Source organism: Mycobacterium sp. 134 (genome assembly GCF_048282715.1).
In the GTDB taxonomy this organism is placed as follows: Bacteria; Actinomycetota; Actinomycetes; order Mycobacteriales; family Mycobacteriaceae; genus Mycobacterium; species Mycobacterium septicum.
Map to the genome: position 1 here is coordinate 6,656,874 of NZ_JBLVUN010000008.1, position 26,937 is coordinate 6,683,810.

The following is a 26,937-nucleotide window of genomic DNA, read 5'->3' on the forward strand; positions in this document are numbered from 1 at the left end:
CGCTACACCGTGAGGTTGAAGTTGGGGTCGGTGCCGTAGAGCGCCAACGATGCCAACAGGACCACCAACACGATTGCGATCAACGAGGTTCGCATCGACCTCCCTACTGCCTCACCCACACCGACAGCACCGCCACTTGCGTAATAGCCGAAGTAGCAGTGGTTCAACATGACCACGATCGACATGACGATGACCTGGAGGAAGGACCACATCACGTCGTCGACACGCAGGAACGTATGGAAGTAGTGCTCATACGTACCCACCGACTGCGAGTAGAAGACCGTCGTGACGAACTGTGCGGACAGGAAGGACAGCAGGACCGCGCCGGCGTACAACGGGATGATGACGATCGACCCGGCGATGAGGCGCGTGGAGACCAGATACGAAATCGACCTGATCCCCATGACTTCCAGCGCGTCGATCTCCTCGCTGATGCGCATTGCGCCGAGTTCGGCGGTGGCGCCGGCACCGACCGTGGAGGCCAGGGCCTGACCGGTGACGACCGGGGCAACGACGCGGATGTTTGCCAGGGCGGCGAAGAAGCCGGTGAAGGCCTCGACGCCGATATTGCCCAGGGACGCGAAGCCCTGGATGGCGATCAGGGAGCCTGCCGACAGCGTGACGAAACCGATGATGGCGACGGTGCCGCCGATGACGGCCATCGCGCCGGTACCCATGCCGATCTCGGCGACCAGCCGCAGAGCCTCACGGCGGTAGTGCCGGAACGCGTGCGGGATGGAGCCGATGGCCTGGACGACGAACCACGCGACGTGGCCCATGCTGTCGAGGAACCGGGCCGGCGTGCCCGCGATGTCTGAAGTGCGCGAGAACGCCCGGGGGAACCGGGACCGAAGAACTGTTGCGGTACTCATGTCAGTGCCCTGTTCCGAACCGCACACCAATGGTGGTGAGCACGACGTTGACTGCGAACAATGCCACCACGCACAACACCAGGGTCTCGTTCACCGCGGTGCCGACGCCCTTTGAGCCACCGGCCACCGTCAGGCCGCGGTAGCAGCCGACGAGTCCGGCGATCAGGCCGAACAGCGTGGCCTTGATGACCGAGATCATCACCTCGGGGAATCCGGTCAGCAGGGTCAGCGTGGACACATAGGCACCGGCGGAGACGTTCTGGACATACACGCCGAAGAAGAAGCCGCCGACCAGACCGATGGTGATCACCGCGCCGTTGAGCATGAAGGCCACAAATGTGGAGGCGACCACGCGGGGAACAACGAGGCGCTCGATCGGGTCGATGCCCAGCACCTCGAGCGCGTCGATCTCCTCACGCACGGTGCGGGCACCCAGGTCCGCGCAAATCGCGGTCGAACCGGCGCCGGCAACCACGAGCACCGTCACCAGAGGACCGAGCTGCGTGACCGCACCCAGCGCCGCACCGGCGCCCGAGACGTCAGCCGCGCCGAACTCCGCCAACAGGATGTTGAGCGTGAAGATGATGAGCACCGTCAACGGGATCGATACCGCGAGCGTGGGCAGGAATGCCACCCGGATCAAGAACCAGCTCTGCAGCACGAACTCTTTCCACTGGAAAGGCCGTGTGAGAAAGGCCTTTCCAGTGAGCACAGTCATCTTGAAGAAGCCACCGACCATAGCCAGCGGCTTCTCCATTTGACCACGTACGTAGCCGACGAGCCCGTCGGCAGGCGCCGTCACCGCTGCGCCCCCTGGACGTGTCGCACGCCCCCTCCTCGTCGCCTGTCAACTTGTGTGATCCGTCTCTCCCTACTCACGAGTAGTAATTGAGACCACCGGACTGTACCCGATAGAAACCGGGCCGTGCACTGCATCGGGTGGATTGTGCCATCAACCGTTAACAAGGGCGTGCAAAGACAGCAAACTTTCGCCGCGACCTGCAGAAACCGTTGACGCGGAGTTACTTTCGGAACCGTCAACCCTATTGGGCGTTGATGGGCGACCCGAACCGCTCCCTGAGTTCGGTCTTGAGCACCTTGCCCGACGGGTTGCGGGGCAGGGCATCGACGATCTCGAGTGCCTTCGGGTGCTTGTAGCGCGCCAGGCGTTCGGTGAGGAACCCGTCGAGATCCCCGAGATTCAGTACGTCGCCTCTGGTGAGAGCCACCACCGCAACCGGAACCTCGCCCCATTTCTCGTCATGCCGGCCGATCACGGCGACCTCGGTGATGGCGGGGTGCCCGGCGAGGACGTTCTCGACCTCGGCGCAGTAGATGTTCTCGCCACCGGAGATGATCATGTCCTTCTTGCGGTCGACGACCCAGATGTAGCCCTCCTCGTCCTGACGGACCAGATCACCCGAGTGGAACCAGCCGCCGGCGAACGCCTCGGCGGTGGCCTTGGGGTTGTTCCAGTAGCCGGCCATCAAAGTTGGGGCACGGTAGACGATCTCGCCGACATCACCGACGGGGACGTCGTTCATGTTCTCGTCCACGATGCGGGCCGAGACCGTCGGGATGACCTGACCGACCGAGCCGAGCTTGCGAATTGCATCGTCCGCCAACAACATGCAGGTAACCGGGGACATCTCGGTCTGTCCGAACGCAGCAAGGATCTGGCTGCCGGGGAAAGTCTCGGCCATTGCACGTAGCAAGGTGTCCGAGGCCGGCGCGGCACCCCACGACAGGGCCCGCAGGCAAAGATCGCGCGGATTCGCTTTCTGCTCAGCGCAAACCGCCTGCCACTGCGCTGGCACCAGGAAGATCGCCGTCACCTTCTCGGCCGCCAGCACGTCGAGCAGTGCACCCGGATCGAACGCGCCGAGCGGATAGATCACGGTGGGCAGGCCCAGCGTCAGACCCGTGTTCACGTTTCCCGCGACGCCGGCGATGTGGAACAGCGGGACGCCGATGAAGCCGACGTCGTTGTTGATGTCGACGCCGGTGGTGAACAGGTTGGTCATGCCCTGCCCGGCGAGGTTGGCATGGGTCAGCACCGCACCCTTGGGCCGGCCGGTCGTGCCCGAGGTGTACATGATCAGCGCGGGGGCATCGCTGGGGATGTCGACCGGTTGCGCGGGGTCGCCGTCTTCGGCGATCAGGTCCTCGTAGCCGAGGACGCCGTCCTCTGTGGGTGCGTCGGCCACGATGACCGTCGACAGCGTGGCATCGAGATCGCGTACCGCCGTGGCGACTCCGGCGAGTACGGGCTCGGTGACGATGGCGCGGGCCGCGCAGTCGCTGACCAGGAAGGCCACCTCGGGCGGGGTCATCCGGAAGTTCACCGGCACCGCGATGGCGCCGAGCTTGTTGGCTGCCAGCATCGCCTCGATGAACTCGGGCCGGTTCAGCATCAGGATCAGCACCCGGTCTCCGAAGCCGACTCCACGCCGGCTCAGGGCGCCGGCCAGCTTGGTCACCCGGTGGTCGAGCTCGCGCCACGTGGTGGTGTGCCCCAGGAACCGCAGGGCGGTCTTGTCTGGCTGCATAAGGGCATGCCGGGTCAGTTGATTGGCCCAGTTCTGACGACGGGCCAGGTATGGCTGCTCAGTGGGGAACGGCTCGGCAGTCAACGGATCTGCACTCCATCGGTATCGAGTTGCACGAATTTTATATTTGATCAAACATGGGGTTGCCCCGGTCACACTATGGCCTCGGCGCCTCGGCGACAAGCCCACCAGAAAGGCGACCGGATTCCCGTGAATGCACCTGCCAGAGTGGCCGTGCAACGTCGTCGCGGGGGACGGCGCGAGCAACTTTCCGACGAGGTGGCCGCCCAGCTCCGGGCCGAGATCATGACCGGTGTCCTGCGGCCCGGCACGTTCATCCGTCTCGACGAGACCGCCGCGGCGCTCGGGGTGAGCATCACCCCCGTGCGGGAGGCACTGCGCACACTGCGCGGCGAGGGCATGGTGCAGCTGGAGCCCAACAGAGGACACGTCGTGGTGCCACTCACCCGCGCGGACGTCGAAGACATCTTCTGGTTGCAGGCCACCATCGCGCGCGAGCTCGCCGCCACCGCCACAACCCGCATCACCCCGGCCGAGATCGACGAGCTCGAACAGCTCAATGCCGAGCTCGCGGCCGCGGTCAAGGATCACAATCCCGTGGCGATCTCGTCCGCCGAGTTCACCTTCCACCGGGCGTTCAACCATGCCAGTGGCCGCATCAAGCTGGCCTGGTTCCTACTGCACGTCGCGCGCTACCTGCCCGCCCTCATCTATTCGACCGATCCGAAGTGGGGCACCGAGGCCGTGGAGAACCACCGGTTGCTGATCGACGCGCTGCGCCGGCGGGATGCGACGGCAGCAGTGGAGCTCAACGCAAACCAGTTCACCGATGCCGCCCAACGGCTCATCGCGCGGCTCGACGACATCGGGATGTGGGACTGACGGCTGAGTGCTCAGCTCCGGGGTATCCGGCATCCGGCGCCGGCGCCCGCGTCGGCGTGTCGGCGCGGCTTTACCGGTGTGCCGTGGCGCGAAATCGATGTCCGACCTGCCCGGCTGTCAGCGACAATCGAGCGACAATCGCCTCAGGCACACCGTTGGCATCTCCGGTCACAGATGCCATCCATTCTCGCGTCACTCCAGGCAAAGCCAACCTCATGCGTAACGCTTTTCGAGTTGCCCACCTACCAGCGACAGAGTCGCTGTCAGTCGGGCATTGAACAACTGAGGCACGCGATGCCAGAGGTGCGATAGTGGCAAAAATGTTCAGCGACAACGGGTTTGACGAGGCACACGATGCCGAAGTGGCGATTGTCGCTGGATTGTCGCTCGCTGCCGGGCACATCGGGTATCCGTCCGAATTCGGCGAACGGGGGGACTGTCATACCCTGCTGGCACCGTGACGCCATGGCGGACAAACTCCTGCTGCGCGGCACCAACCTCCGCTACGTGCTCACCATGCAGCTGCTGCAGCACGGCGCACAATCGGTGGCCGATCTGGTCGACGCGCTCGAGGACCAGGGGTTCACCACCGCTGGGCGCCCCTCGAAGGCGATCTCCGACGCCCTGCGGTGGGAGATGAACCACGGCCGGGTCTACCGGATCAGGCACGGCCGATACCGGCCGGCCGAGATGCCTCGGTCCACCGAGTACCGCATCCGCAATCGCGTACTCGAACTGCGGGCGGCAGCAGCCGACCGCGCGGCCTAAGCGGACAGCTGCTGCACCCTGGTGATGAGGGCGTTGGCCAGGTGCTCGAGGGTGTCGCCGATGAGCTTCTTGACCATCATGGCCGGGATCGGCAGCTTGACCTCGACCTCGAGGTCAACCTGAAGCAGCGTGCTGTCGGGCCCGAGGGGCACGACCGAGAACCTCTGTTCCTGCTTGGTGAAATGGTCGCCCTGCTGCAACACGGTGAAGATCTGGTTCTCCGCGGGGTAGTAGACGGCGTTGATGAAGGTGCCGGACTGACCCTGGATCTCGACGTCGAGCCGCAACTGGCTGGGCCGGCCGTCGTCGTAGCGGGCCAGAATCCAGCAGCCCTTGATCTCGGGGTTCCACTGCGGATAGGCCTCGAAATCACCGACGATCGCCATGATCTTGTCGGCAGGGGCATCAACCTCGACGGTCTTGCTCACGAGTGGCATCCGGCGATGATATCGACTGCAGCAGATCGCGGATCACGTCGGGAATCGGTACCGGCCGGCGCGTGGTCCGGTCCACATAGACATGCACCCAGTGGCCGACCGCCGCCACCGGCCCGCCCGGCTCGAACAATCCGAGCCGGTAGGTGACGCTGCTTTTGCCCAACCGCGCCACCGCCAGACCGACCACCAACGGGTCGGGGAACTTCAACTCCGCGAAGTAGCGGCACCCGGACTCGGCGACCACACCGAGCCAGGGCGCGGTGACCGGATCGACGTCGCAGTTCGTGTTGATCCAGGCGTTGATCGCGGTGTCGAACAGTTCGTAGTACACCGCGTTGTTGAGGTGGCCGAACATGTCGTTGTCGGTCCATCGGGTCAGCACCGGCCAGTGCAGCGGAAAGTCCAGGCTGGTCGGCACGGGTTCGTCACGGCTGCTCATGGCTGAAGTCTGACAGCAGGTGACAGGCTGGTGGTCATGAAGATCCGCGGAGCCGTCCTTGAGCACATCGGCCTCTCCCGCCCGTACGCCACGTCGCAGCCGATCCGGGTGAGCGACCTCGACCTCGCCGAACCCGGCCCGGGCGAGCTGCTGGTGCGCATCGAGGCCGCGGGCCTGTGCCACTCCGATCTGTCCGTCGTCGACGGCAACCGGGTACGCCCGGTCCCGATGCTGTTGGGGCATGAGGCCGCCGGGATCGTCGAAGCGGGTGACACCGATCTGCCGGTGGGCCAACGAGTGGTGATGACATTCCTGCCGCGCTGCGGGGATTGCCCCGCGTGTGCCACCGACGGCCTGACGCCCTGCGGTCCCGGATCGGCCGCCAACGGCGCGGGCACGTTGATGAACGGCGACATCCGGCTGACCCGCGACGGCCAACCGGTGTTCCACCACCTCGGGGTATCCGGTTTCGCCACCTATGCCGTCGTCGACCGCCGGTCGGTGGTGCCTGTCCCCGATGATGTCCCCGCCACGGTGGCCTCACTGTTGGGCTGTGCGGTGCTCACCGGCGGCGGCGCCGTGCTGAACGTCGGCATGCCGAGGGCCGGCCAGACCGTGGCAGTGGTCGGCCTGGGCGGTGTCGGCATGGCGGCGGCCCTGACCGCACTCGCCCACGACGGCGTCCGCGTCATCGGCGTGGACCAGCTGCCGGACAAGCTGGCCCGGGCGCGCGAGCTCGGCGTGCACGAGACCTACACCCCTGAGCAGGCCGCCGATCTCAAGGCCGACGTGGTGATTGAAGCCGCGGGCCACCCCGCCGCGTTGGAAACCTCGATCGCACTGACCGGGCCGGGCGGTCGCACGATCACCGTCGGCCTGCCCCGTCCGGACGCCCGAATCTCGGTGTCACCGTTGGGTTTCGTGGCCGAGGGCCGGTCGCTGATCGGCAGCTACCTGGGCTCGGCGGTACCGGCCCGCGACATTCCGCGGTTCGTCGAACTCTGGCGGGCCGGACGGCTACCCGTCGAGCAGCTGGTGTCCTCGACCATCACCCTCGATCAGATCAACTCCGGCATGGACGAGCTGGCCGACGGGCGGGCCGTGCGCCAGATCATCGAATTGAGTTGAAACCGGGCTAGAACCAGTTGTCGCGCATCTCCAGCGTGGTGCGGTCCAGACTCTCCAGCAGGTCCAATTGCGGTGCGGTCTTGGGCAGTTCGTAGCGGAAGAAGTACCGGGCGGCCTGACGCTTGCCGTCATAGAAGTCGCCCGTGCGTCCTTCGGCGGCCAGGTACTGCTCCAGCCAGATCCATGCCACCACGATGTGCCCGAACGCCTCGAGGTACACCGCGCTGTTGGCCATCGCCGCCTCGATGTCACCGGAGGCGAACATCGCGCCGGTGACTGCGACCAGCCGCTGCCAGGACGCATCGAGCTGAGCCGCCAGCTCCGGAGCCGCGCCCGTGGCCTTCGAGACGGTCGCCGCGATCCGCTCCCCCAGCGCCGCCAGGCCCGCCCCGCCGTTCTGGGTCACCTTGCGACCCAACAGGTCCAGGCTCTGGATACCGTGGGTGCCCTCGTGGATCGGGTTGAGCCGGTTGTCGCGGTAGTGCTGCTCGACGTCGTACTCGCGGGTGTAGCCGTAACCGCCGTGAACCTGGATCGCCAGGCTGTTGGCCTCCACGCACCATTGCGACGGCCAGCTCTTGGCGATCGGGGTGAGGATGTCGAGCACCCTGGAAGCATCAGCGTCGTCGTCGTCCACCAGCTTGGCGCAGTAGAGCGCCAGCGCCAGCCCACCTTCGACATAGGCCTTCTGCGCCAACAGCATCCGCTTCACGTCAGCGTGCTCGATGATCGGCACCTGCGGGGTCGACGGGTCCTTGACACCCAACGGCCGGCCCTGTGGGCGCTCGCGCGCGTACTCCAGCGACTTGAGGTACCCGGTGTAGCCGAGCGCGACGGCACCCATCCCGACACCGAGGCGGGCCTCGTTCATCATGTGGAACATGTAGACGATGCCGCGGTGCGGCTCCCCGACCAGATAGCCGACCGCGCCGTCGAAGTTGAGCACGGTGTTGGTGATACCGCGTTGGCCCATCTTGTGATTCAGCCCGGAGATGGCCACTCCGTTGCGGGTGCCGTCGGCCAGGAACTTCGGCACGACGAACAGTGAGATGCCCTTGGTGCCGGCCGGGCCGCCGGGAATCTTGGCCAGCACCAGGTTGACGATGTTCTCGGTGAGCTCATGCTCGGCGCCCGATATCCACATCTTCGAGCCGAACAGCCGGTAGCTGCCGTCGGGCTGCGGTTCGGCACGGGTGGTGATGTCGGCCAGCGACGATCCGGCCTGCGTCTCCGACAGCGCCATGGTGCCCGAGAACCGGCCCGCCAGCATGGGTTTGACGAAGGTCTCGATCTGCTCGGCCGAGCCGAAACGGGCCAGCAGGTTGGCATTGGCGATGGTCAGCATCAAATAGCCCGAGGTCGACACGTTCGCCGCGGAGATCCATGCGAACGCGGCCTGCGCGACGGTGGCCGGCAGCTGCGCGCCACCGATCTCGGCGTCCATTCCCATGGCGATCAGATCGGCCGCCGCGAACGCGTCCCACGCTTGTTTCACGTCGGGGATCAGCGTGACTGCCTGCCCGTCGAACGTCGGCTCGTTGGCGTCACTGAGCTTGTTGTGCGGCGCGAAGTAACGGGTCGCGAGTTGCTCGCACAGATCCAGCACACCATCGAAGGTTTCGCGGGAGTGTTCGGTGAAGCGGTCCAGCGTCGTGAGCTTTTCGACGTCCAACCACTCGTAGAGCAGGAAGTCCAGGTCGCGCCGCGAGAGGATCGTCGACTTCATTCCGTCAGGTTAATCGTCAGCAGGCGGCTCGGGCAGCGACATCCGGGCCAGCCGTCGTGGATCGACGATCGACACGATCCCGACCAGCCGGCCCCCGTCCACGGAGCACGCCATCACGCCGAGCGGACGACCCTTCGGCCCCCACGCCAGGATCCCCGGCTCGCCGTTCACCGACACCCTCCGGGCTATGACGCGGGTTCCCTGGCCGCGTCGTACCGCAGCCACGACGGAATCCGATCCGGTCCCGACGGTCACTCCGGCGGCCGTATAGCGCTGCCAGCTGACGTCGGGGTCGAGCACGCGCAGCAGTGCGTCGAAGTCGCCGTCACGGGCGGCGGCCAGGAAGGCGTCGACGACCTCACGCTGCTCCTGCTTCCGGCGGCGGTCGCTGGTGGGCGGCGGCACGTCCTGCACCTTCCGGCGCGCGCGGCTGGCCATCATCTTGACGGCGTCGCTCGACTTGTCGAGGATCTGCCCGATCTCGGCGAACGGCACGGCGAACATGTCGTGCAGGACGAACGCCAGGCGTTCGTCCGGGCGCAGCGATCCCAGCACGACGAGCATCGCCAGCCCGACCGAGTCCGCGAGCACCGCGGCGTCCTCCGGGGAGTCGACGTCCTCGGTGACGACGAGTTCGGGAAGGTCGGCGGTGGGCGTCAGCTCGGCGCGGCTGGCGCGCGACCGCAACATGTCGATACAGATGCGGCCCAACACAGTTGTCAGCCAGCCGACGACATTCTCGATCGAGTCCGCGTCTTGACGAGACAGGCGCAGCCACGCTTCCTGCACGGCGTCCTCGGCGTCCGCCCGTGAGCCGAGGACGCGGTGGGCCACCGCGAGCAGCCGCGGGCGCTGTTGCTCGAATGCCTCCGCCAGTGATGCCTCGGGCGTCATCGGTTACCTCTCCTCGCACGGATCCGTCATAAGGGTGACGAGTCGGCAGTGCCCGACGTAACTACGAAGCCCTGACGTAACCACGAAACGGAGCGAAGAATGCACACCACCCTGTGGATCATCACCATCGTCGCGGCAGCGGCCTACGTGGCCGGCGGGGCCAGCCTGCTGTTCATGTCCCGGGAGAAGTACCGGTCGCTGGGCAGCAATCAGCATTGGGTCGATGATTTCGGCGACGGGCACCTCACGGCGATCGCGACGATCAAGCTGGTCGGTGCGATCGGCCTGCTGCTGCCCGCCGCGGTGGGTATCGCGCCCGTGCTGACCCCGGTGGCCGCCTGCGGCCTGGCCCTGTTCATGGCTGGTGCGGCCACGACCAGATTTCGTCGCAGCGAGTGGCTCTACATGGCCGGCGACATCGTCTTCATCGGCATCTTCGCCTTCTTGGCGTGGGGCTGGTTCACCCTGCCCGTCACCTGATGGTGCTCACACCGCCGTCGACCGGGATGACCGCGCCGGTGATGTACGCGCTGGCCCGGCTGGCCAGGAACACCGAGATCCCGGCGATGTCGTCGGGCTGCCCGATCCGGCCCAAGGGGAGACCGCCACCTACCTCATCGACGCCGCCACGCAGCATCTCCTTGGTCATCCGGGATTCAAAAAGGCCCGGTGCGATCGCGTTGACCAGGATCCGCGGGGCCAGTTCCCCGGCGAGGTGGCGCGTCAGCATGTGTACGGCGGCCTTGCTGGCGCTGTAGGAGAAGTTGTCGCGGCCCTTCCCCGGCGCGACGATGCCGTCGATGCTTCCGGTGTTGATCACGCGTGCCGGATCTTCTGCCGTGGCAGCGGAATTCAGCAGCGGCGTGAGCGCCCGGGTCAGCAGGAACACGCCTTTGACGTTGACGTCGTAGACCTTGTCGAATCCCGACTCCGGGAACTCGTCGTAGGGTGCACCCCAGGCCGCGCCCGCGTTGTTGAACAGCGCGTGGATCGCATCCTCGCGGCCCGTCACCGCCGCGGTGAGCGCCGCGACCCCTTCGGCGGTGCCCAGATCGGCGGGCACCGCGGAGATCCGGCCGAGCGGGGACAACGCGTCCACCGCCGCGGACAGCTCAGCCTCCTTGCGGCTCGAGACGTACACGGACGCCCCCGCCTGCAGCAGGCCACGGGCCATCATCAGGCCGATGCCACGGCCGCCTCCGGTGACGACGGCGACCTTGCCGTCCAGTCGGAACAGATCAGTCATGCCCACCAGATCTTTCTTTCTAGGCTTTTTCCTCGATGTCGACACCGAGCGGGGACTCGTTGCGGGTCACCTCGTCGCGGATCAGCCCGCGCAGCAGAGCCGTGCTGAACTCGACGGCGATCTCCTGGGCGCTCCGCCTGCCGTGCGGTCGCAGCCAGCGGTAGGAGCCCAGCGTCATCCCGATGTAGCCGAGGGCCAGGACATGCGAATCGCAGTCGTAGAACTCGCCACTGGCGATGCCGCGGTCGATCACGTCGCGGACATGCTCGTAGACCTGTGTCTCAGCGCGCCGGATGTAGGCCACCTGCTCCTCGGTGAACCATTCCGCGATGTACGGGCCTTCCTGGAAGTACACCGCGGCGCGCTCCAGGTCCCCGGCGATACCGACCATCAATCGACGGGTGAAGTTGTAGATCGTCTCCCGTGCCGAGGCGGTGGGGTCGTCGTGGAGGGCCTCGACGGTGAAGTCCGCGGTGCCCTTGTAGATGTCGTAGAGGATCAGCGACTTGCTTGAGTAGTAGTGGTAGACCGTGGCCTTGTTCAGGCCGACAGCCTCGGCGACATCGTCCATCCTGGTGCCGTGATAGCCGCGGGCGGCGAACAGCTTGGCCGCGACGGTCAGGAGCTCGTCGCGGCGGGACGTCCCATTGGCAGCCGCGCCTCCGCGGCCCCGGCCGCCCTCTGCATCGGATGACATAGCACACTCACTATCAGCATCGCCCGGACCTTGCCCGGGAAATCAATCAACTAGATGGTTGAAGAGTGTAGGCAATTCCCTTCGCGGCCCTGTTCCGGCCTTGCCTCGTGCGTCTAGACTCCGGGCATGGATCCGAATCCTGACTACGACCTCAGCGACGAGAGCGACTTCTTCTTTCCGTGGCTGGCCTGGGGTCTGCGCGGCGTCTACCCGCCGCCGGCGTACCCCCCGGTGTAATCAGGACTGTTCGTCAGTCTTCGCAGTCCTGGCGCGCTGGTGATACCGGCGCGCCTTCATGCGGTTTCCGCAGGTAGCCATCGAACACCAGCGAGCGGTGTTCGGCTTGCTGCGATCGATCAGGAACAGCCGGCAGTCCGGATTCCCGCACGCGCGTAGTCGCCCCGGACTCCCGACGCGCAGCGCGTCCCAGGCCAGGATGGCCCGCACCGCACCGCACCGCGCGTCATCGGTATCGAGTTCCCACCTCACGCCGCCCTTGGTGGCGCGCGCCCGCAATGCCACCGCATCGAGAAGCGGCTCCAACGCGGCCGCCGTCTCGGCCCCGCGCACGACCGCCTGCAGCACGTTCCTGGCCTCGACCAGCTCCGCCCGTTCGGCCTCGGTCGCCCCGTGCTCGTGCAGCCAGGTCCACGCCTGCGCACGGTCCGCGAGCATGTCGCACTGCCTCCCCTCGACCACCGGCGTGGTGTTGAGCAGGTCCAGCAGCAGGGCCTCGTCCCGCAGGCCCACCTCCACGAGTTCCATATATAACCTCCAAACAACTATTGACAGGTTATGCCGTCCGGCGTTAGATGTCACTAACCAGTAAAAACAGTTAGAGGAGTTAGTCATGACCGTTCACCATCGCCACGCCACCGTCGACGGGCAGCGGCTGCTCTACCGCGAGGCGGGTGCGCCGGATGCACCGGCGATCGTGCTGCTGCACGGCTTCCCGACGAGCTCGTACATGTTCCGTGACCTCATCCCCCGGTTGGCCGAGCGCTACCACGTCATCGCCCCCGACCACCTGGGCTACGGACACTCCGATGCACCGGCCACCGACGAGTTCGACTACACCTTCGACGCGCTGGCCGACCTGACCGACGGCCTGCTGAACCAACTCGGGGTGTCGCGCTACGCGATCTACGTCCAGGACTACGGCGCCCCGATCGGCTGGCGGCTGGCACTGCGGCATCCGGAGGCCATCACCGCGATCGTCAGCCAGAACGGCAACGGCTATGACGAGGGTTTCGTCGAGAGCTTCTGGACCGGGGTGTGGGCCTACCAGCGCGAGCAGACCCCCGAGACCGAGGCGGGAGTGCGGACCGCATTGAGCGTCGACGGCATCAAATGGCAGTACCTGACCGGGGTTTCCGACGAGAGCCTGGTCAACCCGGACACCTGGGTGCACGACGCGGCGATGGTGGCCCGCGGCAATGATCTGGTACAGCTCAAGCTGTTCCGGGACTACGCGACCAACGCCCCGCTGTACCCGGCGCTGCACGAGTACCTGCGCACCAGTGCGGTTCCCGTGCTCGCCGTCTGGGGCAAGGGCGATCCCATCTTCGGCCCCGACGGTGCCCGGGCCTTCGGTAAGGACGCGGTCGACGCCGAGATCCACCTGCTCGACGGCGGGCACTTCCTGCTGGAAACCCATCTCGACGAGGTCGCGAGCCTGATCGACGGGTTCCTGCAGCGCCGGGTCATCTGATGAGGCCCCAGGTGCTGGTGTTCGACGTCAACGAGACCCTCATCGACATCGACTCCCTGCAGCCATATTTCGGTCGGATCTTCGGTGACCCACTCGTGCTGCGCGAATGGTTCGGCCAGCTGGTGACGTACTCCATGGCCATCACACTGGCAGGGCGCTACACCGATTTCTTCACGCTCGGACAAGGGGTCCTGCGGATGACCGCCGAGGTCCACGGAGTGGAAGTCGGCGACGATGATCTACGCGGACTCACCGAGGCCATGCGGACGATGCCGGCCCACCCCGACGCTGCGGAGGGTTTGCAGCGTCTGCGCGCCAACGGCTATCGCCTTGTCACCCTCACGAATTCGCCGCACAGCGACGGACCGACACCGCTTGACAATGCGGGACTGACGGGCCATTTCGAGCGCCAGTTCACCGTCGGTGACCAACGCGTCTTCAAGCCGGCGCCGTCGCTGTACACCGGCGTCGCCGATGACCTGGGGGTAGCGCCCTCGGACTGCATGATGGTTGCCGCCCACATGTGGGACACCCTGGGCGCCCAGGCCGCCGGCTTCGGCGGAGCGCTCATCACCCGCCCCGGCAATGCCGTCTTGCGAGCACCAGATGTGCCCCAACCCACCGTCATCGCATCAGACCTCTTGCAACTCAACCGTATTCTGGAGGAACAATCATGAGCACCATGCGCGCCATCGTTCTGGACGGCTTCGGCGGGCTCGATCACCTCGTCTATACCGACATCCCCAAGCCCGAACCCAAGGCGGGCGACGTGGTCATCCAGGTCAAAGGATTCGGCATCAACCACGCCGAGATGCACATGCGCCGCGGCGAGTGGGCCGAGGCCGCCCCGGTCAGCGGTATCGAATGCGTCGGCATCGTCGACTCGTGTCCGGGCGGCGAGTTCCCCGTCGGCGCGAAAGTCGCCGCGCTCATGGGCGGATTGGGCCGCACCATCAACGGCAGCTACGCCGAGTACACCCGGGTGCGGGCCGCCAATGTCGCACTCATCGAATCCGACCTGCCCTGGGACCAACTCGCCGCACTGCCGGAAACATACGCGACCGCATGGACCTGCCTGTTCCGCAACATCAACCTGCAGTCCGGCCAGACGCTCGTGATCCGCGGCGCCACATCGTCGTTCGGTCAGGCGGCCGTCAAACTTGCGGTCAACGCCGGTGCGCGCGTCATCGCGACCACACGCAATCCTGACCGCTTCGCGCTGCTGGAAAGTCTCGGCGTCACCCGCGCGGAGAAGGAGGTGCCCGACCTGAGCGCCCACCTCGCCGAGTCCGGAGAAGTCGACGCGGTGCTCGACCTGGTCGGCAACAGCACGATCCTGGATTCCCTGGAGATGCTGCGTCGCGGCGGAACCGCTTGCCTGGCAGGCTGGTTGGGTGGGCTCGATCCGATCCCCGACTTCAACCCGCTGCTGCAGATGGCCAGCGGTGTCAATCTGACGTTCTTCGGCAGCTTCGTGTTCGGCTCACCCGGGTTCCCGCTGTCCGACGTGCCACTGCAGGCCATTGCCCAGCAGGTCGAGCGCGGGGAACTCGAGGCGGCGCCGTCGCGGGTTTTCGCATTCGACGAGATCCGTGAGGCGCACCGCGTCATGGAAGCCGGCGAGGCAGGCGGGAAGATGGTGGTGGTCGCCTGACCATCGTGACGCGGCGTGTCCGATCCATCGGCTCCGCCGAAAGTGACGCCATGGTCGTTATCCGTGAGGGTTTACGACCACAGCGTCACTTTCGTTGCAAAATCATGCCGCGCAGGCCCAATTCGCGGCTACGCCCGCAGGCCCAATTCGCGGCTACGCCGCGGCGAGCTTCACGGCCTCACTCACATCCGTCCGCAACTTGAGGTACTCCGGCGAACTGCGGAGTTCGTGAGCGTCGACGCCGGCGCGCGGCAGTTCCACCGGCAGATCCAGGGCAATCTTCCCGGGCCGCCGCGTCAGCACGACGATCCGTGACCCCAGGAACGCGGCCTCGTCGGCGCTGTGCGTGACGAAAACCGTTGTGCGACCGGACTCCGCACTCACCTGGCGGACATCCTCCTGCAACCGTTCACGGGTGAGCGCATCCAGCGCCGCGAACGGCTCGTCCAACAGGAACAGCGGGGTCTCGGCGGCCAGCGCTCGCGCGATCGCGACGCGCTGCTGCTGCCCGCCACTGATCTCCCAGATCCTGCGTTTGGCGGTGCCTTCCAGGCCCACGCGCTCCAGCAGTTCCTCACGCCGCTCGGCCCGTCGCTCACGAGACACGTTGGCGTACTTGAGTGCCAGGTCCACGTTGCCGCCGACGGTGCGCCACGGAAACAGCCGCGGCTGCTGAAACACCACACCCGAGGTGACCCCGGGTGTCGGGCGGGAACCGGAGACCTCGACCTCGCCCTCGGACGGGGTCTCGAAGCCGGCGATCAGGCGCAGCAGTGTGCTCTTGCCGCACCCCGATGCGCCCACCAGGACCAGGAACGAGCCGGGTTCGACATCGAGATCGACCGGGCCGAGCGCGGTCACCTCCTCAGAGCCGCTCCCATAGCGATGGGCGACGTTGCGGATCTTCAGCGCGCCGGAGGCGTCACTACTTGACGATGACATCCGGCAACCCCTTCGTATAGATCGCGTCCTTGAAGGTCTGCAGCGGCGCGGCCTCGGGGATCTGCTTCTGATCGGCCAGGAACTGCGACGCGCTCTGCAGGTTGGCGGCGATGTTGCCCGGTGCGCCGTCACTACCCAGCCACTCGGGGGAGGCCACTTCAGCCGGCGTCAGATAGACACCCTGCTTCAGTTGCCCGGCAACGTCTTCCGGGCTGAGCCCGACCTCGGCCGCGATCGCCTTGGCCGCGGCCTGCGGGTCATCCTTGATGACGTTCAGCGCGCGGGCCTGCTGCTTGCGCCAGATGTCGACCACCTCTGGATGCGCGGTGGAGAACTCGTCGGACACCGCGGCAAGATCCAGCGTGGGCTTGCCGTCCTTGGCCAACTGCCGGCTGGTGATCAGATCCTTACCGGTCTTGCGGAGCTGGTCCAGCGTGGGCAGCCAGCTGTAGGCCGCGGCGATGTCGCCGCGCTCCCAGGCCGCGAGAATGGCCTGCGGCTGCAGGTCGATCAGCTGCACATCACTGGGAGACAGCCCATTCTGCGCCAGCGCGGCCAGCAGGCTGTAGTGCGCGGTGGACGCGAACGGGGTGGCGATCCGCTTGCCCCGCAGGTCGGCGATCGAGTTGACGCCGGCGCCGTCACGGGCCACCAGGGCCTCGTTGTCACCAGCCACGTCGAGAACGAACGCCACCTTGTACGGAATGTTCAGCGGCGCCGACAAACCGCGGGCCACCGGGCTGGATCCCAGCGCACCGAAGTCCAGTTCCTTGGCGATGAACGCGGTGTTCACGTCAGCCCCGGAGTCGAACTTGGTCCACTTGATGTTGTAGTCGGGCAGCGCTTCTTCGAGCCACTTGTTGTTCTTGACGATCAGGTCCCCGCTCGGAAAGGACTGGTAGCCAAGGCGGATGGTGGGCTTCTCGGAGCTTTGCCCGGAGTGGTCGACCGCGCAGGCCGAGAGCCCGAACGTCGCGGCGGCCACTGCCACCGACGCGGCGAACAGCGCCTTGATTCTCATATCTTCCCTCTCCATGGAACGGCCCGTCGTTCGACAGCCCGCAAACCTCCGTCGATCACCAGGCCGGAGATCCCGATGGCGAAGATCCCCACCAGTACGACCGGTGTGTTGTTGTAATTGCTTGCGTCCTTGACCAATCCGCCGATGCCGGGGATGCCGTTGAACAGTTCGGCGGCCACCACCGACGAGTACGCCATGCCCACAGCCAGCCGGATTCCGGTGAAGGTCTCCGGCAGCGCCGAGGGCACCACGACGTCGCGGATGACCTGCGCCCGGCTGGCCCCCAGGGCCCGGGCCGCCTCCTGCAGCCCGACGGGTGCGGCGACGACCGCCGCGGTGGTGGCCACCGCGGCCGGCGGCAGTGCGGCCAGCGCGAGCAGCGTGATCTTGGGCGCCTCGTCGATACCCAGCCAGATCACCAGCAGGAAGAAGTAGGCCAGCGGCGGCAGGGCGCGCAGGAACGTCAACCACGGTTCGAGCACGCTGCGCAGCCATCCGACCGAGCCCATCAGCAGACCGAGCGCGACGCCGACGACCACGCCGATGACAACACCGGCCAGAACGCGGCGCAGCGTCATGTAGAGGTGCTCGTACAGCAGGTACCCCGCGTAGCCGCGGGCCCCGTCATGCGTGGTGGAGACGTCGATGAACGCGCGCCACACCGTCGACGGGTAGGGCACGAACGTTTGGTTCCAGATCCCGGCCCAGGCGACGACCTGCCACACCGCGAAGAACACCACCACCGACAACAGCGGCAGGGCAGACCTGGTCAGCAGAGTGCGCCAACGGTTCGACGGCGCGACACGACGGGGCGAACCTGTTTCGGCTTCGGACTCGCTGGGAACGATATCGACGAACACAGACACTGTGGGCAGCTTTCTGTTGCTGAAGGCAGGGGTGGCGATTGGCTTCAGCGACAACAGCAACCTGGCAGCGTTCCGTTCACCCGGGTATTGCTACCGGCGGGCGCGTCCGCGGTGAAGGTCTGAAATCGAGGTGAGTTTATTTGCCACCCGAGGTTGACGCTCAGGAGAATTAGTGAGTACGCTCATTAATGAGCACACTCATTAGCGAGGTGAACATGATGCCCGAGGCGACCCGAGAGCGGGCCGGACGGTCGACAGGCCGGCGGACCCGCAACATGCACGACAAGCAACAGCGGATCTTCGCCGCGGCGCGTTCACTCTTCGAGGCACACGGGTTCGAGGCCGTCACCGTGGCCCAGATCGCCGACGCCGCCGACGTCGCCGCGGGCACCTTGTTCAGGTATGCGTCATCGAAAGCCGAACTCCTACTGATGGTCTACAACGACCAGTTCCGGCAGGCGATCGAGACCGGTATGCGCAACGCGGCCGACATCGACGATCCGGGCGCGGCCGTGTTCGCGATGGTGGCGCCCGTCATCACCGAAGCCGCACGTCAGCCGGACAACGCGACGGCATACCAACGCGAATTGCTGTTCGGCTCCCCCACCGAGCGTTTCCGCGCCGAAGGCCTCGCACACGTCAAGAGGCTCGAAGACGCGATCGCCGCCCGCCTGACGCACTGCCGTGCAGCGGATCCCGACACCGAGAGCGAGTTGCAGGCCAACGCCGATCGCGCCGCCAGAAGCGTCTTCGCGGCCCTGCATCTGTTGGTGGTCCAGCCGTCGACCGGCGTGAAGTGGGGCGCCGACGGTGCTCACGAACTGCTCCAGCAGATCAACCAGATCGTGCTGGGGTTCCTGGCATCCACAACACCACGAGGAGGAGAGACATCGTGACCAACTCCATCAAGACGGTGACCGTGCTCGGGACCGGAGTGCTCGGTTCCCAGATCGCGTTCCAGTCCGCGTTCAAGGGCTTCACCGTCACGGCCTACGACATCAACGACAAGGTTCTGGAGGCGGCCAAGGACCGCTTCGCGAAACTGGCCGAAACCTACGCAAACGAGGTACCCGATGCCCGTGACGGCAAGGCCCAGGAAGCACTGGCCCGGCTCACGCTGACCTCCGATCTCGCCGCGGCCGTGGCCGACGCCGACCTGGTCATCGAGGCGATCCCCGAGATCCTCGATCTCAAGCGGGAGACCTACCAGAAGCTCGGTGAACTCGCGCCGGCCAAGACGATCTTCGCCACCAATTCTTCGACGCTGCTGCCCAGTGACCTCAAGGACTCCACCGGGAGGCCCGACAAGTTTCTGGCGCTGCACTTCGCAAACCGCGTGTGGCAGTTCAACACCGCCGAGATCATGGGGACCACCGACACCGACCCGGCTGTGTTTGCCGAGGTGGTCGAGTTCGCCAAGGCCATCGGCATGGTGCCCATCGAACTGCACAAGGAGAAGGCCGGATACGTCCTCAACTCCCTTCTGGTGCCGTTCCTCAACGCGGCCGCCGAACTGGCCGCTGGCGGCTACGCCGACCCCAGCGCCGTCGACGACACCTGGCGGATCGCGACCGGCGCACCCGTCGGCCCGTTCCAGATCTACGACATCATCGGCCTGACCACGCCGTACAACATCATGGCCAACGGAGATGCCGAGGATCAGAAGCTCGCCGCATGGCTCAAAGAGAACTACATCGACAAAGGCAAGCTGGGCCTCGCCACCGGCGAGGGCTTCTACAAGTACAACTGAGGAGAAAGTGGGCGAGATGTATTACAGCAGTGGTAATTACGAAGCATTTGCACGTCCCCGCAAACCCGAGGGCGTAGAAGACAAGACCGCATGGTTCGTGGGCGCCGGTCTGGCGTCGATGTCGTCGGCGGTGTTCATGATCCGCGACGGTCAACTTCCGGGCGACAAGATCACCATCCTGGAGCGATTGGCGCTGCCCGGCGGTGCGCTGGACGGGATCAAGGAACCCGAGAAGGGCTTCGTGATCCGCGGTGGCCGCGAGATGGAAGATCACATGGAATGCCTGTGGGACCTGTTCCGGACGATTCCCTCGCTCGAGATCGAGGGCGCCAGCGTGCTCGACGAGTTCTACTGGCTCAACAAGGACGACCCCAATTACAGCCTGTGCCGGGCCACCGAGAACCGCGGCCAGGACGCCCACACCGACAACAAGTTCGGGCTCAACGCCAAGGCGCAGAAGGACATCGTCAAGGTTTTCCTCGCGACCCGCGAAGAGCTGGAGAACAAGCGCATCAACGAGGTCTTCGGTAAAGACTTCCTGGAGAGCAACTTCTGGTTGTACTGGCGCACCATGTTCGCGTTCGAAGAGTGGCACAGCGCGCTGGAGATGAAGCTGTACATCCACCGCTTCATCCACCACATCAAGGGCCTGCCGGATCTGTCGGCACTGAAGTTCACGAAGTACAACCAGTACGAGTCGCTCGTGCTGCCGATGTACAAATGGCTCCTGGCGCAGGGGGTGACCTTCCACTTCGACACCGAGGTCACCGACATCGACTTCGACATCACAGCGGATCGCAAGCAGGCCACCAGGATCCACTGGATCAAGGACGGTGAGCAGGGCGGGGTCGACCTCGGCCCGAACGACCTGGTGCTCACCACCATCGGCTCACTGACCGAGAACTCCGACGACGGCAACCACCACACTGCCGCCAAGCTCAACACCGGCCCCGCGCCCGCCTGGGATCTGTGGCGCCGCATCGCGGCGAAGGATCCGTCGTTCGGGCGCCCCGACGTCTTCGGCGCCCACATCCCGGAGACGAAGTGGGAATCGGCGACGGTGACCACCCTGGATCACCGCATCCCCGAGTACATCCAGAAGATCTGCAAGCGGGATCCGTTCTCCGGCAAGGTGGTTACTGGTGGCATCGTGACGGCTCGCGACTCGAAGTGGCTGATGAGCTGGACCGTCAACCGGCAGCCGCATTTCAAGCAGCAGCCCTCCGACCAGATCGTGGTGTGGGTGTACGGGTTGTTCGTCGACACCCCGGGCGATTACGTGAAGAAGACGCTCAGTGAGTGCACCGGCGAGGAGATCACCCAGGAGTGGCTGTACCACCTTGGTGTGCCCGAGGCCGACATCCCCGAACTGGCCGCCAATGCCGCCAAGACCGTGCCGGTGATGATGCCCTACGTGACGGCGTTCTTCATGCCGCGACAAGCGGGCGATCGTCCGGCCGTCGTCCCGGAGGGCGCGGTGAACTTCGCGTTCATCGGTCAGTTCGCCGAGACCACCCGCGACTGCATCTTCACCACCGAGTACTCGGTGCGTACCGGGATGGAGGCGGCTTATCAGCTGCTGGGTATCGAGCGCGGGGTACCCGAGGTGTTCAACTCCACCTACGACGTCCGCAAACTGATCGCCGGGACGGTGCATCTGCGCGACGGCAAGGAGGTCGACCTGCCCATACCGGAGATCATCCGCAAGCGCGTGATCGGCAAGGTCACCGACAACGAGATCGGTGAACTGCTGGCCGAGTACGGATTGATTCCCGGCAACGGCTGACGAAGGGCTTCGCTCAGGTCGCCGAGCGTGCCAGCGCCCGGATCGCATACCGGGCGCTGAGCAGGACCAGCGTGGTGGTGACGACGAACAACGGCCAGCCCATCGCCAATCGCGCCACCGCGAGCAGGCTGTCCTGACCCGTGTCGTAGAGGTAGTTCTGCACCAGGAAGCGCGACCAGGACACGGCTGCCAGGACCGCGGTGACGATGTTGAAGACCCGCCGTACCCCGGGGACCTGGCGCCAGGTGCTGTCGCGGCCGGTGGCCCAGGCCCAGATCACCCCTACGAGCGGGCGCCTGACGAAGATCGAGGCGGTCATGACGATGGCCGAGGCCAGGGACATCCAGATCCCTGGGAGATAGAAGTCCTTGGCCTGGCCGGTCACCAGGGCCAGCAGCCCACAGCCCGCCACCCCGACGAATCCCCACACCGCGGGCCGGACCGATTCGCGGCGCAGCAGCTGCCATCCGAGCACGACGGCCGCCGTCGCCAGCGCGGAGATGATCGCGGGCACCCGCCCCGAGAGGGCCGAGACGGTCGCGTACACCGTCACCGGCAGCGCCGAGTAGACCATGCCGCTGACACCGCCGACGCGCGCCATCAGTCCGTCGAGTGGGGAATCCGTCATGGGAGTGTGGGCCTCGCGTTCAAGATCTGGCAGGTCCCCACCGAGAGTACCGAGATCAGCAGAACAGACCGGCCGACTCCGTGCGCCTGGTCCCCAGCAGGGCCGGCAGCTTCACGAATCCGTGCAGATTGACCAGCCCTCTCGAGCGGGGAGTCTCGGTCAGCCGCAGGTCGGGGTAGGCCTCGAACAGCGCACGCAGGGCGGTGGCGCCTTCGATGCGGGCCAGTGCCGCGCCCAGGCAGACGTGGATGCCCGACGCGAAGGCCAGGTGGTCACGGGCGTTGGGGCGGGTGATGTCGAAGCGCGTCGGATCGGTGAACACCCGCGGATCCCGGTTGGCGCCACCCAGCAGCACCGCGACCATGGTTCCGGCCGGCAGCCGCTGCCCGGCCATCTCGAGGTCGCACTGCGCGGTGCGAGCGGTCATCTGTACCGGGCTTTCGATGCGCAGGATCTCTTCGACCGCGGCGGGCCACAGGTCCGGGTTGTCGCGCAGCAGCGCGAGTTGATCGGGGTGCTGCTGCAGCAGCACGATCCCGTTGCCGATGAGGTTGACGGTGGTTTCGAAGCCGGCGCCGATGAGAAGCGCTGCGTTGGCGGCAAGTTCGTGGTCGGTCAGCGTGTGGTCGGCGGCCATCTTGGTGAACGGGTTGTCCTCCGCGACTCCGGAGCGGACCTTGTCGAACAGGTCGGTGAGGAATCCGTCGAGGCCACGCATCCCGTCGATGCCACGACGGTAGGTCCGCCACGGGATCCCGACATCGAGCAGCGGCGCCCCATCGTGGCCCCACTCAAGCAGTTGTGCATGGGATTCGCCGGACAGGCCGAGAATCTCGGCGATCATGGCGACCGGAAGGACGGCGGCGAAGTCCGCGATCAGGTCAGGGTGGGGTGCGCCGGCGAGCCGGTCGATGAGTTCCGCGGTCACCTCGGCCACCCTGGCGTCGAGTTTGTCGATCGCGCGCGGGGTGAAACTCTGCGCCACCAGCTGCCGGTACTGCGTGTGCGCCGGCGGGTCGACGATGACCATCGCCGGCGGCTCCACCGGGTTGGCCACTTTCGGATCGGTATGGTCCAGCAGCTTCTGAACCGGTTTCGGCATCCCCATCCCGGTCGGCGGGGTGACCCCGAACCGCTTGTCCCGCAGGATTTCCCGAGCGACCTCGTGGTCGGCGGTGACCCAGACGAACGGGGTCTTCACCAGGGGGCCACGTCGACGGATCCGCTCCATCAGCGGATACGGGTCGATGCCCTTGCCGTGGCTGGAGATGAGGGCACCCATCGGATTGCCCGTCCGGCCCTGAAACGACATGAACGCCTTCGGTACGGCATGCAGCGCCATCCAGCGGGTCCACAATCCGATGCTCATAACGCCCTCCCTCGTCGGCCCGGACAACTATGGTGAGACGGTGAGACATAGATACGTTCATTGTCTCGCTGGTCTCGATCGCTAGGCTACGGCGATCGGGACGGACGGGCAAGGAGGAATTTCGTGACTTCCACGCGAACAGCGGACTTCGTGCGGCGCCTCGCCGAACCGGATCCCGCGGTGCTGGCCCGCGTGCGCGAGCCCGATCCGATCAGCACCCGGATCCTGTCCGCGACGCTCCAGCAGGCGGAACTGGTCGGAATCCGGCGTACGACGATGGAGGACGTGGCCCGCCGCAGTGGTGTCGGCCGCGCCACGCTCTACCGGCGGTTCCCCACCAAGGACGCCCTGATCGATGCCCTCGTGCTGTCCGAGGCGCGCCGCTACCTCGAGGGCAGCGCGCAGGCCCGGGCCCACGCCGAAACCCTGGAAGACCGACTCGTCTATGGCACCGTCTTCACAGTGACCTTCCTGCGGGACCACGCCCTGCTCAAGAAACTCCTGCGCACCGAACCCGAGACGATCCTGCCCAGCCTCACCGTCGATGCCGGGGCCATCATCGATTTCGCCACGGAGTACTCGGCCGCACAGCTGCGCACCGACCTCTACGGGACAACCGAAACCACTTCAGCACAGGAACGCCACATCCGCACCGTCGCCGAGCTGCACACCCGACTTACGTTGTCGTTCATCGTCACTCCGCACACCGGCATCAAACTCACCAGCCTGGAAGACACCCGCGACTACGTGCGCACCTACCTGCTGCCGATGGTGGCCGCCTCGTGAGGCAGGTGCAGGGACGGATCTGGCGCAACGGACAGCCGGTCGACGGCGGCTTCAAGTTCACGGACATCTCGGACTGCCTGGTCGACGACGACACCCTGGTGTGGGCCGACATCTACGACCCCGACCACGAGGCACTTCGTGAACTGGCCACCGAGCTCGGGCTCAACATGTGGGCGGTCGAGGACGCCGTCGCGCCCAAGGAACGCACGAAAACCTCGGTGTACCACACCCATACGTTCTTCACCGTGTACGCCGTGGACACCCGGGAGCCGGAAGCCGACGCGGCACCCGACACGTCACTGTTGATCAAACACCGCATCTCGGCATTCGTCCTGCCGCGAGGCCTGATCACCGTCCGGCTGCCCAGCTACAACGGTGAAGCCACCGAGTTCGACATCAGCGAGGTGTCGCGCCGCTTCGACGACCTCGGCGGCCAGCGGTACGGCGTCGGGTCGCTGGTCCACGCGCTGCTCGACGTTGTGGTCGACGGGCACTTCGAGGCTGTCGAGGCGCTCGACGACGCCATCGAAGGGCTCGAGGACGAGTTGTTCGCCGACGGTGGTCCACGACGCGGCCTGCAACGGCGCACCTTCCAGCTGCGCAAGGACCTGGTCGAACTGCGCCGGGTGGTCCTGCCGATGCGCGAGGTGGTCAGCACCATCCAGCACCGCAGGATGGACTCGTCCACCTCGCCCGACCTCGACCCGCTTTATGCCGACCTGTACGACCACGTGCTGCGGGCCTCGGAGTGGACCGAATCCCTGCGCGACATGGTCACCACGGTGTTCGAGACGAACCTGTCCCTGCAGGACGCCCGGCTCAACACGGTGATGAAGAAACTCAGCGGCTGGGCCGCCATCATCGCGGTGCCGACCGCCATCACGGGTTTCTACGGCCAGAACGTGCTGTACCCCGGGATCAATACTGCTGTGGGGTTCATCGCCAGCAGCATTTTGATCGTTGTGCTGGTCATCCTGTTGTACGTGATGTTCAAACGCCGAGACTGGCTGTGACGGCCGAGCCGAACATGCTGCGGCTCAAGAAGGCCATCGCCAGGCCCTGGAGATATCCCCCATTTGTGTGATCTTTCCGGCTGACCGCAAAGCATCTGCGCAGGTCAGGCACAAAGCCGCACCCTGAGCACACCGCTTATCCACATGGGGGGTCCTCACCGATTCCATATGCAATGCGACACTCTTCCATGCCCAACCAACTAGATCGGACCGAAAATCGATGATCATCGGGATACCGCGCGAGTCCCTGACTGGTGAAACGCGCGTCGCCGCCACGCCGCAGACTGTCGGACAGATTATCAAGCTCGGCTATGAGGTAGTCGTAGAAAGCGGCGCCGGTATTGCCTCGAGCTTCTCCGATGCCGCCTATGTAGAGGCCGGTGCCGAGGTCGGTAACGCGTGGGACGCCGACGTCGTGCTGAAGGTCAACGCACCCGACGATGCCGAGATCGGCAAGCTGCGCGAAGGTGCGACCCTGGTCAGCCTGATCTCCCCCGGGCTCAAGCCCGAGCTGGTCGAGAAGTTGTCCACCCGCCCGATCACGGTGCTGGCGATGGACGCGGTGCCGCGTATCTCCCGGGCCCAGTCGCTGGACGTGTTGTCGTCGATGGCCAACATCGCCGGCTACCGCGCCGTGGTCGAGGCCGCCCACAGCTTCGGCCGGTTCTTCACCGGTCAGGTGACCGCGGCAGGCAAGGTGCCCCCGGCCAAGGTGCTCGTGGTGGGTGCCGGTGTCGCCGGCCTGGCCGCCATCGGCGCCGCAGGCAGCCTCGGCGCGATCGTGCGGGCCACCGACCCGCGACCCGAGGTCGCCGATCAGGTCGCTTCCCTCGGCGGCGAGTACCTGTCGGTGGCCAACGAGGCCGCCGAGGTATCGGCCACCGGCTACGCCAAAGAGATGGACGACGACTACAAGGCCCGCGAGGCGCAGCTCTACGCCGAGCAGTGCAAGGACGTCGACATCATCGTCACCACGGCGCTGATTCCCGGCAGGCCCGCGCCGCGCATCATCACCGCCGAGATGGTCGCCTCGATGAAGGCCGGCAGCGTCATCGTCGACATGGCCGCGGCCAACGGCGGCAACGTCGAGGGCACCGTCAAGGACCAGGCCATCGTCACCGACAACGGTGTCACGATCATCGGCTACACCGACCTGGCCGGCCGGTTGCCTGCCCAGGCCTCCCAGCTGTACGGCACCAACCTGGTCAACCTGCTCAAGCTGCTGACCCCGGAGAAGGACGGCAAGGTCGTCCTCGACTGGGACGACGTGGTGCAGCGCTCGGTGACCGTGGTGCGCGACGGCGAGACCACCTGGCCCCCGCCGCCGGTGCAGGTCTCCGCCGCCCCGGCCGCGCAGCCCGCCGCGGCGGCCCCGGTGGTCAAGGAAGAGAAGAAGCCGATGTCGACCGGGCGTCGGCTCGGGGTGACCTTCGCCGCCGCGGCCGCGATCTTCGCACTGATCGCGATGTCACCGGCAGCACTGCAGGTCCACCTGACCGTGTTCGCACTGGCGATCGTGATCGGCTACTACGTGATCGGCAATGTGCACCACGCGCTGCACACCCCGCTGATGTCGGTGACCAACGCGATCTCCGGAATCATCGTGGTGGGCGCCCTGCTGCAGATCGGCCACGGCGACATCGCCATCACGTCGCTGGCCTTCGTGGCCATCCTGCTGGCCAGCATCAACGTATTCGGCGGCTTCGCGGTGACGCGTCGCATGCTCGCGATGTTCTCCCGCAGCTAGACGCT

The 26,937-nt window shown here is 66.0% G+C and carries 30 protein-coding genes; 15 read left to right on the plus strand and 15 right to left on the minus strand.

From position 1 onward, the window contains the following. Nucleotides 1–2: 2 nt before the first annotated feature. The 3 genes from ACNQVK_RS36555 to fadD5 form a co-directional block, all read right to left on the minus strand. Nucleotides 3–872 (minus strand): MlaE family ABC transporter permease, encoded by an 870-nt coding sequence (locus ACNQVK_RS36555; RefSeq protein ID WP_418033719.1) that lies wholly within the window; start codon nt 870–872, stop codon nt 3–5. A 1-nt stretch (nt 873) separates the two neighbouring features. Continuing rightward, complete coding sequence (locus tag ACNQVK_RS36560) at nt 874–1,629, minus strand: MlaE family ABC transporter permease (RefSeq protein ID WP_164481286.1); 756 nt, start codon at nt 1,627–1,629, stop codon at nt 874–876. A gap of 286 nt (nt 1,630–1,915) precedes the next feature. Then, entirely contained in the window at nt 1,916–3,505 is a 1,590-nt protein-coding gene (gene fadD5 / locus ACNQVK_RS36565; protein WP_418033721.1) for a fatty-acid--CoA ligase FadD5, read from the minus strand. A 126-nt stretch (nt 3,506–3,631) separates the two neighbouring features. On the opposite strand from fadD5, the gene ACNQVK_RS36570 reads away from it, so the two are divergent. From ACNQVK_RS36570 to ACNQVK_RS36580, 3 genes are all read left to right on the plus strand, one after another. Beyond that, on the plus strand, nt 3,632–4,324 hold the full coding sequence (locus tag ACNQVK_RS36570) for a GntR family transcriptional regulator (RefSeq protein WP_418033723.1): 693 nt from the start codon (nt 3,632–3,634) through the stop codon (nt 4,322–4,324). A 311-nt stretch (nt 4,325–4,635) separates the two neighbouring features. Continuing rightward, nucleotides 4,636–4,785, plus strand: a complete 150-nt coding sequence (locus ACNQVK_RS36575; RefSeq protein ID WP_418033725.1) for a hypothetical protein — start codon at nt 4,636–4,638, stop codon at nt 4,783–4,785. Nucleotides 4,786–4,789: 4 nt separating this feature from the next. Continuing rightward, a complete protein-coding gene (locus ACNQVK_RS36580) occupies nt 4,790–5,092 on the plus strand; it encodes a hypothetical protein (RefSeq protein ID WP_044514492.1) in 303 nt (100 codons plus the stop codon). Here the strand turns inward: ACNQVK_RS36580 and ACNQVK_RS36585 are convergent. Together ACNQVK_RS36585 and ACNQVK_RS36590 are read right to left on the minus strand one after the other, a co-directional pair. After that, on the minus strand, nt 5,089–5,529 hold the full coding sequence (locus tag ACNQVK_RS36585) for an SRPBCC family protein (RefSeq protein ID WP_418033727.1): 441 nt from the start codon (nt 5,527–5,529) through the stop codon (nt 5,089–5,091). The two genes, ACNQVK_RS36580 and ACNQVK_RS36585, sit on opposite strands and share 4 nt — an antisense overlap. Beyond that, entirely contained in the window at nt 5,498–5,968 is a 471-nt protein-coding gene (locus ACNQVK_RS36590; protein ID WP_418033729.1) for an acyl-CoA thioesterase, read from the minus strand. The genes ACNQVK_RS36585 and ACNQVK_RS36590 overlap by 32 nt, the downstream gene beginning before the upstream one ends. 36 nt (nt 5,969–6,004) lie before the next feature. Between ACNQVK_RS36590 and ACNQVK_RS36595 the strand changes: the two genes are divergently transcribed. Further along, nucleotides 6,005–7,096, plus strand: coding sequence for an alcohol dehydrogenase catalytic domain-containing protein (locus ACNQVK_RS36595; protein ID WP_418033731.1), 1,092 nt, complete (start codon nt 6,005–6,007; stop codon nt 7,094–7,096). A 7-nt stretch (nt 7,097–7,103) separates the two neighbouring features. Here ACNQVK_RS36595 and ACNQVK_RS36600 read toward each other — a convergent pair whose 3' ends face one another. Continuing rightward, a complete protein-coding gene (locus ACNQVK_RS36600; RefSeq protein ID WP_418033733.1) occupies nt 7,104–8,822 on the minus strand; it encodes an acyl-CoA dehydrogenase in 1,719 nt (572 codons plus the stop codon). A gap of 9 nt (nt 8,823–8,831) precedes the next feature. Then, nucleotides 8,832–9,716: a sigma-70 family RNA polymerase sigma factor gene (locus tag ACNQVK_RS36605; protein WP_418033735.1), complete on the minus strand. Its 885-nt coding sequence runs from the start codon at nt 9,714–9,716 to the stop codon at nt 8,832–8,834. 99 nt (nt 9,717–9,815) lie between these two features. Here ACNQVK_RS36605 and ACNQVK_RS36610 point away from each other — a divergent pair, with 99 nt between their 5' ends. Further along, nucleotides 9,816–10,196 (plus strand): DoxX family protein, encoded by a 381-nt coding sequence (locus tag ACNQVK_RS36610; RefSeq protein ID WP_418033737.1) that lies wholly within the window; start codon nt 9,816–9,818, stop codon nt 10,194–10,196. On the opposite strand, the gene ACNQVK_RS36615 is transcribed toward ACNQVK_RS36610, so the two are convergent. Together ACNQVK_RS36615 and ACNQVK_RS36620 are read right to left on the minus strand one after the other, a co-directional pair. Further along, the gene (locus ACNQVK_RS36615; RefSeq protein ID WP_418033739.1) at nt 10,189–10,962 is read right to left on the minus strand and encodes an SDR family oxidoreductase; all 774 of its coding nucleotides are present in this window, start codon (nt 10,960–10,962) and stop codon (nt 10,189–10,191) included. The genes ACNQVK_RS36610 and ACNQVK_RS36615 overlap by 8 nt on opposite strands. A 19-nt stretch (nt 10,963–10,981) precedes the next feature. Continuing rightward, complete coding sequence (locus ACNQVK_RS36620; RefSeq protein WP_418033741.1) at nt 10,982–11,659, minus strand: TetR/AcrR family transcriptional regulator; 678 nt, start codon at nt 11,657–11,659, stop codon at nt 10,982–10,984. Nucleotides 11,660–11,785: 126 nt separating this feature from the next. Here ACNQVK_RS36620 and ACNQVK_RS36625 point away from each other — a divergent pair, with 126 nt between their 5' ends. Further along, nucleotides 11,786–11,896, plus strand: coding sequence for a hypothetical protein (locus ACNQVK_RS36625; protein WP_003883225.1), 111 nt, complete (start codon nt 11,786–11,788; stop codon nt 11,894–11,896). On the opposite strand, the gene ACNQVK_RS36630 is transcribed toward ACNQVK_RS36625, so the two are convergent. After that, the gene (locus ACNQVK_RS36630; protein WP_418033743.1) at nt 11,897–12,424 is read right to left on the minus strand and encodes a CGNR zinc finger domain-containing protein; all 528 of its coding nucleotides are present in this window, start codon (nt 12,422–12,424) and stop codon (nt 11,897–11,899) included. An 85-nt stretch (nt 12,425–12,509) separates the two neighbouring features. On the opposite strand from ACNQVK_RS36630, the gene ACNQVK_RS36635 reads away from it, so the two are divergent. From ACNQVK_RS36635 to ACNQVK_RS36645, 3 genes are read left to right on the plus strand one after another with little or no spacing between them, the layout of a single operon-like run. Then, nucleotides 12,510–13,370, plus strand: coding sequence for an alpha/beta fold hydrolase (locus ACNQVK_RS36635; RefSeq protein ID WP_418033745.1), 861 nt, complete (start codon nt 12,510–12,512; stop codon nt 13,368–13,370). Next, on the plus strand, nt 13,370–14,047 hold the full coding sequence (locus ACNQVK_RS36640) for a haloacid dehalogenase type II (RefSeq protein ID WP_418033746.1): 678 nt from the start codon (nt 13,370–13,372) through the stop codon (nt 14,045–14,047). The genes ACNQVK_RS36635 and ACNQVK_RS36640 overlap by 1 nt, the downstream gene beginning before the upstream one ends. Then, a complete protein-coding gene (locus ACNQVK_RS36645; RefSeq protein ID WP_418033748.1) occupies nt 14,044–15,024 on the plus strand; it encodes a zinc-binding alcohol dehydrogenase family protein in 981 nt (326 codons plus the stop codon). The genes ACNQVK_RS36640 and ACNQVK_RS36645 overlap by 4 nt, the downstream gene beginning before the upstream one ends. 153 nt (nt 15,025–15,177) lie before the next feature. On the opposite strand, the gene ACNQVK_RS36650 is transcribed toward ACNQVK_RS36645, so the two are convergent. From ACNQVK_RS36650 to ACNQVK_RS36660, 3 genes are read right to left on the minus strand one after another with little or no spacing between them, the layout of a single operon-like run. Further along, nucleotides 15,178–15,966: an ABC transporter ATP-binding protein gene (locus ACNQVK_RS36650; protein WP_418033750.1), complete on the minus strand. Its 789-nt coding sequence runs from the start codon at nt 15,964–15,966 to the stop codon at nt 15,178–15,180. Beyond that, nucleotides 15,950–16,987 carry a glycine betaine ABC transporter substrate-binding protein gene (locus ACNQVK_RS36655; protein WP_409551705.1) on the minus strand — a complete coding sequence of 346 codons (1,038 nt, stop codon included), beginning with the start codon at nt 16,985–16,987 and terminating at the stop codon, nt 15,950–15,952. The genes ACNQVK_RS36650 and ACNQVK_RS36655 overlap by 17 nt, the downstream gene beginning before the upstream one ends. Beyond that, nucleotides 16,984–17,853 (minus strand): ABC transporter permease, encoded by an 870-nt coding sequence (locus ACNQVK_RS36660; protein WP_418033752.1) that lies wholly within the window; start codon nt 17,851–17,853, stop codon nt 16,984–16,986. Before ACNQVK_RS36660 ends, ACNQVK_RS36655 begins: the two co-directional genes overlap by 4 nt. A gap of 188 nt (nt 17,854–18,041) precedes the next feature. Here ACNQVK_RS36660 and ACNQVK_RS36665 point away from each other — a divergent pair, with 188 nt between their 5' ends. From ACNQVK_RS36665 to ACNQVK_RS36675, 3 genes are read left to right on the plus strand one after another with little or no spacing between them, the layout of a single operon-like run. Further along, complete coding sequence (locus ACNQVK_RS36665; RefSeq protein ID WP_418033754.1) at nt 18,042–18,749, plus strand: TetR/AcrR family transcriptional regulator; 708 nt, start codon at nt 18,042–18,044, stop codon at nt 18,747–18,749. Beyond that, a complete protein-coding gene (locus ACNQVK_RS36670; protein WP_418033756.1) occupies nt 18,746–19,603 on the plus strand; it encodes a 3-hydroxyacyl-CoA dehydrogenase in 858 nt (285 codons plus the stop codon). Before ACNQVK_RS36665 ends, ACNQVK_RS36670 begins: the two co-directional genes overlap by 4 nt. A 16-nt stretch (nt 19,604–19,619) precedes the next feature. Then, entirely contained in the window at nt 19,620–21,389 is a 1,770-nt protein-coding gene (locus ACNQVK_RS36675) for an oleate hydratase (RefSeq protein WP_418033758.1), read from the plus strand. A gap of 13 nt (nt 21,390–21,402) precedes the next feature. On the opposite strand, the gene ACNQVK_RS36680 is transcribed toward ACNQVK_RS36675, so the two are convergent. Together ACNQVK_RS36680 and ACNQVK_RS36685 are read right to left on the minus strand one after the other, a co-directional pair. Continuing rightward, nucleotides 21,403–22,017: a DUF3159 domain-containing protein gene (locus tag ACNQVK_RS36680; protein WP_418033760.1), complete on the minus strand. Its 615-nt coding sequence runs from the start codon at nt 22,015–22,017 to the stop codon at nt 21,403–21,405. A gap of 55 nt (nt 22,018–22,072) precedes the next feature. Continuing rightward, a complete protein-coding gene (locus ACNQVK_RS36685; protein WP_418033762.1) occupies nt 22,073–23,386 on the minus strand; it encodes a cytochrome P450 in 1,314 nt (437 codons plus the stop codon). A 123-nt stretch (nt 23,387–23,509) separates the two neighbouring features. On the opposite strand from ACNQVK_RS36685, the gene ACNQVK_RS36690 reads away from it, so the two are divergent. The 3 genes from ACNQVK_RS36690 to ACNQVK_RS36700 all read left to right on the plus strand — a co-directional run bounded on the left by ACNQVK_RS36690 (nt 23,510) and on the right by ACNQVK_RS36700 (nt 26,932). Next, the gene (locus tag ACNQVK_RS36690; RefSeq protein ID WP_418033764.1) at nt 23,510–24,172 is read left to right on the plus strand and encodes a helix-turn-helix domain-containing protein; all 663 of its coding nucleotides are present in this window, start codon (nt 23,510–23,512) and stop codon (nt 24,170–24,172) included. Further along, the gene (locus tag ACNQVK_RS36695; RefSeq protein ID WP_418033765.1) at nt 24,169–25,185 is read left to right on the plus strand and encodes a magnesium transporter CorA family protein; all 1,017 of its coding nucleotides are present in this window, start codon (nt 24,169–24,171) and stop codon (nt 25,183–25,185) included. The genes ACNQVK_RS36690 and ACNQVK_RS36695 overlap by 4 nt, the downstream gene beginning before the upstream one ends. A 220-nt stretch (nt 25,186–25,405) precedes the next feature. Then, on the plus strand, nt 25,406–26,932 hold the full coding sequence (locus ACNQVK_RS36700) for a Re/Si-specific NAD(P)(+) transhydrogenase subunit alpha (RefSeq protein ID WP_418033767.1): 1,527 nt from the start codon (nt 25,406–25,408) through the stop codon (nt 26,930–26,932). Nucleotides 26,933–26,937: the final 5 nt, after the last annotated feature.